Annotated in this window: 7 protein-coding genes and 1 tRNA gene; 6 read left to right on the top strand and 2 right to left on the bottom strand. The window is 60.2% G+C overall.

Annotation, left to right across the window (positions count from 1 at the left end; genetic code table 11):
• The 4 genes from WBF74_RS05570 to WBF74_RS05555 all read left to right on the top strand — a co-directional run.
• The coding region (locus WBF74_RS05570; RefSeq protein ID WP_424436423.1) for an ETC complex I subunit at nt 1–240 on the top strand (240 nt) is incomplete at its 5' end.
• A gap of 12 nt (nt 241–252) precedes the next feature.
• Nucleotides 253–329 (top strand) — tRNA-Arg (locus WBF74_RS05565).
• Between the two features lie 188 nt (nt 330–517).
• Nucleotides 518–1,276, top strand: a complete 759-nt coding sequence (locus WBF74_RS05560; RefSeq protein ID WP_424436420.1) for a tetratricopeptide repeat protein — start codon at nt 518–520, stop codon at nt 1,274–1,276.
• 85 nt (nt 1,277–1,361) lie between these two features.
• Nucleotides 1,362–2,672: a D-arabinono-1,4-lactone oxidase gene (locus tag WBF74_RS05555; RefSeq protein ID WP_424436417.1), complete on the top strand. Its 1,311-nt coding sequence runs from the start codon at nt 1,362–1,364 to the stop codon at nt 2,670–2,672.
• 26 nt (nt 2,673–2,698) lie between these two features.
• On the opposite strand, the gene WBF74_RS05550 is transcribed toward WBF74_RS05555, so the two are convergent.
• Together WBF74_RS05550 and metC are read right to left on the bottom strand one after the other, a co-directional pair.
• The gene (locus tag WBF74_RS05550; RefSeq protein WP_424436414.1) at nt 2,699–2,917 is read right to left on the bottom strand and encodes a biotin/lipoyl-binding carrier protein; all 219 of its coding nucleotides are present in this window, start codon (nt 2,915–2,917) and stop codon (nt 2,699–2,701) included.
• Nucleotides 2,918–2,941: 24 nt separating this feature from the next.
• Nucleotides 2,942–4,111, bottom strand: coding sequence for a cystathionine beta-lyase (gene metC / locus WBF74_RS05545; protein WP_424436411.1), 1,170 nt, complete (start codon nt 4,109–4,111; stop codon nt 2,942–2,944).
• Nucleotides 4,112–4,390: 279 nt separating this feature from the next.
• Here metC and WBF74_RS05540 point away from each other — a divergent pair, with 279 nt between their 5' ends.
• Nucleotides 4,391–5,407, top strand: coding sequence for an amino acid ABC transporter substrate-binding protein (locus WBF74_RS05540; protein ID WP_424436426.1), 1,017 nt, complete (start codon nt 4,391–4,393; stop codon nt 5,405–5,407).
• A gap of 9 nt (nt 5,408–5,416) precedes the next feature.
• Nucleotides 5,417–6,332 (top strand): amino acid ABC transporter permease (locus tag WBF74_RS05535; protein WP_424436408.1); only part of this gene is annotated, 916 nt, incomplete at its 3' end.

Genomic DNA, 6,332 nt, shown 5'->3' with positions numbered 1-6,332 from the left:
TGGGTTCTGGAGTTCGAGCCGAGCAGCGCGCGTCGAGTGGAGCCGCTGATGGGCTGGACCAGCTCCGCCGACACGAATGCTCAGGTGACCCTGCGTTTCGACACGCAGGAAGAAGCCATCGCTTACGCCGAGAAGCACAGCATCGACTATCAGCTCTATGAGCCGAAGAAGCAGCCTGTTCTGCTGAAGTCCTATGCGGACAATTTCAAATTTGGCCGTTCGGAACCCTGGACCCATTGATGCCGGTTTTCCGGTCCCGTAGCTCAACCGGATAGAGCATCGGCCTTCTAAGCCGAGGGTTGCAGGTTCGAGTCCTGCCGGGATCGCCACTGTGCCCGCAGCAGGGAAGCCGACCGACGCGGGCTGGCTCGTTCTTTCGCCATATTCTCGGCCTCTTTCGTGACCAATCTTTAATTGGGTTTTTTCCGCGCCTTTCTGAAAATGGCAGGCAGGGAAATGATACTCGTCAAAAGAGGCCGCCAAGGCCTGATTTGGCGGAGAGTGGAGGGAGACGAAGATGCGCGGCAACGGGCTGGCTGAGGCCGGAAGTACGGGAAGGCTTTTTTCGACATGGGTGCGCAACAGCGCAATGGCTTGCGCGCTTGCGCTGGCCGCGCTGACCGCTCATGCGGTGTCGGCACCGGACGCGGTGGCTGCGGAGATGGCCGATCCGACAAAGCCTGATCCTTCAATCAAGGGACAGCCCAATGAGGCGTCCGGCGAAGACCTCTATCAGCGCGGCTTTTACCCGGAAGCTCTGGCGGAGTGGAAACGCGCGGTCGAGGTGAACAAGGATGCGGGCGCGGCCTTCCGTCTTGGTGAAGAATATTTCGACGCCAAGGTCGTGGAGCGCAACGTCGGCGAGGCGCTGAAATATTTCACGCTTGGTGCCCAATGGGGCGATATGCGCGCCCAGATGGACCTCGCCACCATGTTCGACAAGGGCTGGGGTGTTCCGCAGGATCTTGCGCAGGCCGCTAAATGGTATGAGGCATCGGCGAAACAGGGGCAGCCGAGCGCGCAGTACAATATCGCGACCATGTATGAGGAAGGCATCGGCGTCCCGCAGGACAATGTCCGCGCCTATATGTACTACCAGCTTGCGATTGAAGGCGGCTTCCCGCAATTCGCAGCGGAGGCGATTGGAAAACTCTCCGCCGTCATGAAGCCTGCCGAGATCAAGGAAGCGACAAAGCTGGTGCGGACTTTCAAGCCTTTGACCCGCGAGGAAAGCGCGAAGGAGATTGAAGCGGCCTCCGGCGGCGCGGCAGACTAGCCGTCATCCCCCACCATCACGCGCAATTTAACGGGCTTCCGTGCCGCTGCTTCGCTATCATCAGAAGAGCGGAGAAGGAGGCGTCATGACGGATGTGTGGTCGAACTGGTCGGGCTGGGTGAAGGCGTGGCCGCAGAATCTCGTGACGGCGACGACAGAGGAAGAGGTCGTCGAGATTGTCAAAACGGCGCCTGCGCCCATTCGTGTTGCGGGGCGTGGGCATTCCTTCACGCCGCTGGTTGAAAGTACCGGAACGCTGCTCACCATCTGGGGGCTTTCCGGTATTGTCGATCACGACGACACTACCTGCACGGCACGCATCAAGGCTGGAACGACGATCCGTGATCTTGGCCCCAAGCTTTTCGAGCGCGGGCTGGCGCTTGCCAATCAGGGCGATATTGACCGACAAGCATTGGCGGGCGCAGTCGGCACGGGCACGCATGGCACGGGCGGGACACTCGGCTCCATCTCGGCTGCCGTTGACGGGTTTCGCCTCGTCACGGCGGATGGCAGCATTCTCACCTGCAATGCAACTGAAAATGCCGATGTGTTTCACGCGGGGAAGGTAAGTTTCTGCAGTCTCGGCATCATGACCGAGATCACCATGAAGTGCCGCCCCATCTATGCACTTGAAGAGGATGGCGGGCGGATGCCGATTGAGGAAGTGCTATCGAAAGCGGAGGAACTGCGCGACAGCAGCCGCCATTTCGAGTTCTTCTGGTTTCCCTTCGCCAAAGACGCGCTGGTAAAGTTTCTGCGCGAGACAGACAAGGAAGCAAAGCCGCGCCGCCGTAAGCCGGATGGGGAAATGTCCCCCGGCGACAAGACCATGTTGCGCGCCTGCGAGACATCGCGGCTTGTACCTTTTCTGCGCGGCCCGCTGCAGAAGTTTCTCACCGCCTCCAGCGGCTCGCGCTATGTGGGCGGGAGCGAGGGCGGCGGAAAGGTACGCTGGTCGCATGATGCCTTTCCGAGCGACCGCAATGTGCGCTTCAACGAAATGGAATATGCGGTGCCCGCCGAGAAGGGGCCGGACTGCATCCGCGAAGTGGGCGATTATATGCGCCGCTGCGGGCTGAACTTTCTTTTCCCGCTCGAATATCGCTATGTCGCAGCGGATGATGCCTGGCTCAGCCCCTTCTATCAACGCGACAGTGTGACGATCTCCGTTCACCAGTATCACAAGCAGCCTTACGAAGAGCTGTTCAAGGGCGTGGAGGAGATATTCCGCCGCTATGACGGACGGCCGCATTGGGGCAAATTGCACACGCTGGGCGCGGCGGACTTCGAGATGCTTTATCCGCGCTGGGATGATTTCCGCGTCCTGCGCCGCAGGCTTGATCCGACGGGGAAGTTTTTGAACAGCCACCTCAAGCGGATATTTGGCGAGAGCTAGGCCGTCATTGCGAGTGAAGCAGAGGCTCAGGCCCGCTCGACAATCGCGACGATCTGGCCCTCGGCGACGGCATCTTCTTCCGCGACAAGAATCTCCTTCACCACGCAGTCAAAAGGCGCGGAGACGGGGATTTCCATTTTCATGGATTCCAGAATGATGATCGGATCGTCTTCGTCGATCCGGTCGCCGGGCTTTGCCTCGATCTTCCAGACCTTACCCGCGATCTCGCTTCTGACTTCGCTCATAACGTCTTCACTGTCTCCGGATGGTCAGGTGTTTGCAGCGGCGCGCAGTCTTGCGAATCCGGCGTCGAGATCGGCGATCAGATCATCCACATCTTCAAGCCCTGCATGGATGCGAAGGATTTGGCCTTTCGCATCCCACTTCGTCGCGCTGCGTATCTTGGCGGGATATTGCGGGATGATGAGGCTTTCAAAGCCGCCCCATGAATAGCCCATGCCGAAAAGCTCAAGATCATCGAGGAATGCGGCAACGGCCTTTTCCGGGCAGGGGGCAAGCTCGATGGAGAAGAGACCGCTCGCGCCTGTGAAATCGCGCTTCCAGATGGCGTGATCGGGATGGCTCGGAAGGGCCGGGTGGATTACCCGCGTGACCTCGGGCCGTGTGGCGAGCCATTCAGCGAGGCGCAGACCCGTTGCCATATGCCGCTCAAGCCGCACGGAGAGCGTGCGTATGCCGCGCAGTACCAGATAGACATCATCCGGCGCGACGCATTGGCCGATGGCGCCATGCCCGTCCAGCGTCGGCTTCCATGCTTCTTCGGTGGTGGTGATGGCGCCCATCATCACATCCGAGTGGCCGCAGAGATATTTCGTCACCGCCTGAATGGAGACATCCGCACCATGCTCGAAAGGCTTGAAGTAGAGCGGTGAGGCCCAGGTGTTGTCGATCATCACCACGGCGCCGCGCTTGTGCGCCGCCTCGGCGATGGCCGGCAGATCCTGCACCTCGAAGGTGACGGAGCCGGGCGACTCCGTGAAAACTACAGCCGTATTTTCCCGCAGCAGACTGCTTATCCCCGCACCGATGCGCGGGTCGTAATATTCGACATCCACGCCATAGCGCGTCAGCACCGTATCGCAGAAATGGCGGGACGGTTCATAGACGCTATCGACCATCAGCAGGTGGTCGCCCGCCTTCAGATGCGCGAGAAGGGCGGTGGTTACGGCGGAGAGGCCGGAAGAGGTGATGACGCTGCGAAAGCCCCCTTCAAGCTCGGCAATCGCTTCCTGCAAGGCGAAGGTCGTGGGCGTGCCGCGGCGACCGTAGGTGACGGGCTGGCCGCGCGTCTTCACCGTGTGGAGCGTCGGGTAGAGCACGGTGGATGCGTGATAGACAGGGGGATTGATGATGCCGAAATTTTCCTCGGGGTTGCGTCCCGTGGTGACGATCAGCGTATCCTGTTTGTATTTGCTCATCCGTTTCCGTCCGCCTGTCGGCGCTTCGCCGCTTCCGCATTTAAGGATAAAAAGGCAGGTAAAGTAAAATTGAAGCGTTGCGGTATCGCTATCAGGCTGGTTCAGGGTTGCGTGAGGGGGGATGATGGTTAGTCTCACCGAATCGAAACCGGCGTTTCGCCGTCCCGTTCGTTCCCGGAAATCTCTAAAGGGAGCTCAATGAAGAATCCTCTGGTAGCCCTTTTCGTGGGCATCCTGATCGGTGTCGGCGGTCTTTATTTCTTCCTGCCTTATGACCCGATGTCGCTCGGCAACAGCCGGGTGGATGCGGGCCAGGCGCAGGTGGAGGTGGATCGCGCCGGGGCCGGGGAGACGCTGCGGCGCGTGCGCCAGCGTGGCCATCTCATTTGCGGCGTGAGCCAGGGGCTGCCGGGCTTTTCCAGCCCCGATGAGCGCGGGCGCTGGTCGGGGATTGATGCGGATTTCTGCCGCGCGCTGGCCGGGGCGATTTTCGGCAGTGGCGAGAATGTGCGCTTCCGCCCGCTTTCTGCGAAGGACCGCTTCACGGCGCTGCAATCAGGCGAGATCGATATTCTTTCACGCAATACGACATGGACCATGTCGCGCGACACGCAGCTTGGATTCAACTTCATCGGCGTGACCTATTATGACGGCCAGTCCTTCATGGTACGGAAGGCTTCCGGCATCGAGACGGCCGCGGGCCTTGCAGGCGGCACTATCTGCACGGAAACCGGCACGACAACCGAACTCAATGTGGCCGACTATTTCCGCGACCGTGGCCTGTCTTACCGTGTTCTCACCTTCGAGAAGAATGACGAGGCGATTGTCGCCTATGATCGCGGGCGCTGCGATGCCTATACGACGGATGCGTCCGGCCTTTATGCGCAACGGCTGAAGCTCGCCGAGCCGGACAAGCATATGGTGCTGAGCGAGCTTATCTCCAAGGAGCCGCTTGGCCCCGCCGTTCGGCAGGGGGATCCGCAATGGGAAGATATTGCGCGCTGGACGCTCAACGCGCTCATCAACGCGGAGGAGCTTGGCGTGACGCGCGCCAATGTCGAGGAAATGAAGCAGAGCGACAACCCCCGTGTGAGGCGCTTGCTCGGTCAGGAAGGAAATTATGGTCCGAGTGTGGGGCTGTCATCCGACTGGGTGGTCAATGCGGTCAAGGCCGTCGGCAATTACGGCGAGATGTTCGAGCGGAATATTGGCAGCGAGACGCCTCTCAACATTGAACGCGGGCTGAACGCACTCTGGACAAAGGGCGGACTGCAATATGCGCCGCCGGTGCGATAGGGTGTGAACATGGCGCGGGGGCAGACGGGGCGAAAGCCGCAGGGAGGATCGAGAGCCGCGTTTGGCTGGAACAATCCGCGCGTGCGCGCCTTCATCTATCAGGCGGCGGTACTCGGCTTTGTCATTGGTATTGTCTGGTTCTTCGCGTCCACCGCGCAGGAAAATCTGCAACGGCTGCACATTTCCTCCGGCTTCGGCTTTCTTGATACGACGGCGGGCTTCGGCATCATCCAGACGCTAATTCCTTATTCCGAACAATCGACCTATGGCCGGGCCTTTCTGGTCGGCCTGCTCAACACGCTGGTTGTTGCGGTAATCGGCATTGTGCTTTCGGTGATGCTCGGTTTCCTTGTCGGCGTGATGCGGCTTTCGCGGAACTGGCTCGTGGCGAAGATCGCGGCGGCCTATGTGGAAGTCATGCGGAATATCCCGCTGCTGCTGCATCTTTTCTTCTGGTATTTCGCGGTGCTGCGGCCGCTGCCGGGACCGGCTGAAAGCCTCAATCCGCTGCCGGGTGTCTTTCTCAACAATCGCGGGCTGATTCTACCGGATCCCGTTTCCACCGCATCTGCTACGGCCTTCCTTGCGGCGATTGCTTTTGCGCTGGCTGGCGGCTTCTTCCTGTTGCGCTGGGCGCGGAAGCGGGGGCGGGAGACCGGGAAGTATTTTCCAGCCGGGCGCGTTTTCCTTTCCGTTCTTCTGGTGTTGCCTGCACTTGTCTGGCTCGTTATGGGCGCGCCGTTCGAGTTGCATCATGCAACGCAGGGTGATTTCGATTTCATCGGCGGCTTCCGATTGCTGCCGGAGTTTGTGGCGCTGGTGCTTGCTTTGACGCTTTATACGGCAGGCTTCATTGCGGAGATCGTGCGCGCGGGTATTCTTTCGGTCGGCAAGGGGCAGCTTGAAGCCGCCGCCGCCCTTGGTC

The organism is Parvibaculum sp. (assembly GCF_049672805.1).
GTDB lineage: Bacteria > Pseudomonadota > Alphaproteobacteria > Parvibaculales > Parvibaculaceae > Parvibaculum.
Note: the sequence above shows the minus strand (reverse complement) of the source record. Positions and strands in the feature narration are given on the sequence as shown.

Coding starts and splice junctions, on each gene's coding strand:
- WBF74_RS05550 (WP_424436414.1), bottom strand. CDS start 2,917: ATGAGCGAAGTCAGAAGCGAGATCGCGGGTAAGGTCTGGAAGATCGAG.
- metC (WP_424436411.1), bottom strand. CDS start 4,111: ATGAGCAAATACAAACAGGATACGCTGATCGTCACCACGGGACGCAAC.
- WBF74_RS05540 (WP_424436426.1), top strand. CDS start 4,391: ATGTCGCTCGGCAACAGCCGGGTGGATGCGGGCCAGGCGCAGGTGGAG.
- WBF74_RS05560 (WP_424436420.1), top strand. CDS start 518: ATGCGCGGCAACGGGCTGGCTGAGGCCGGAAGTACGGGAAGGCTTTTT.
- WBF74_RS05555 (WP_424436417.1), top strand. CDS start 1,362: ATGACGGATGTGTGGTCGAACTGGTCGGGCTGGGTGAAGGCGTGGCCG.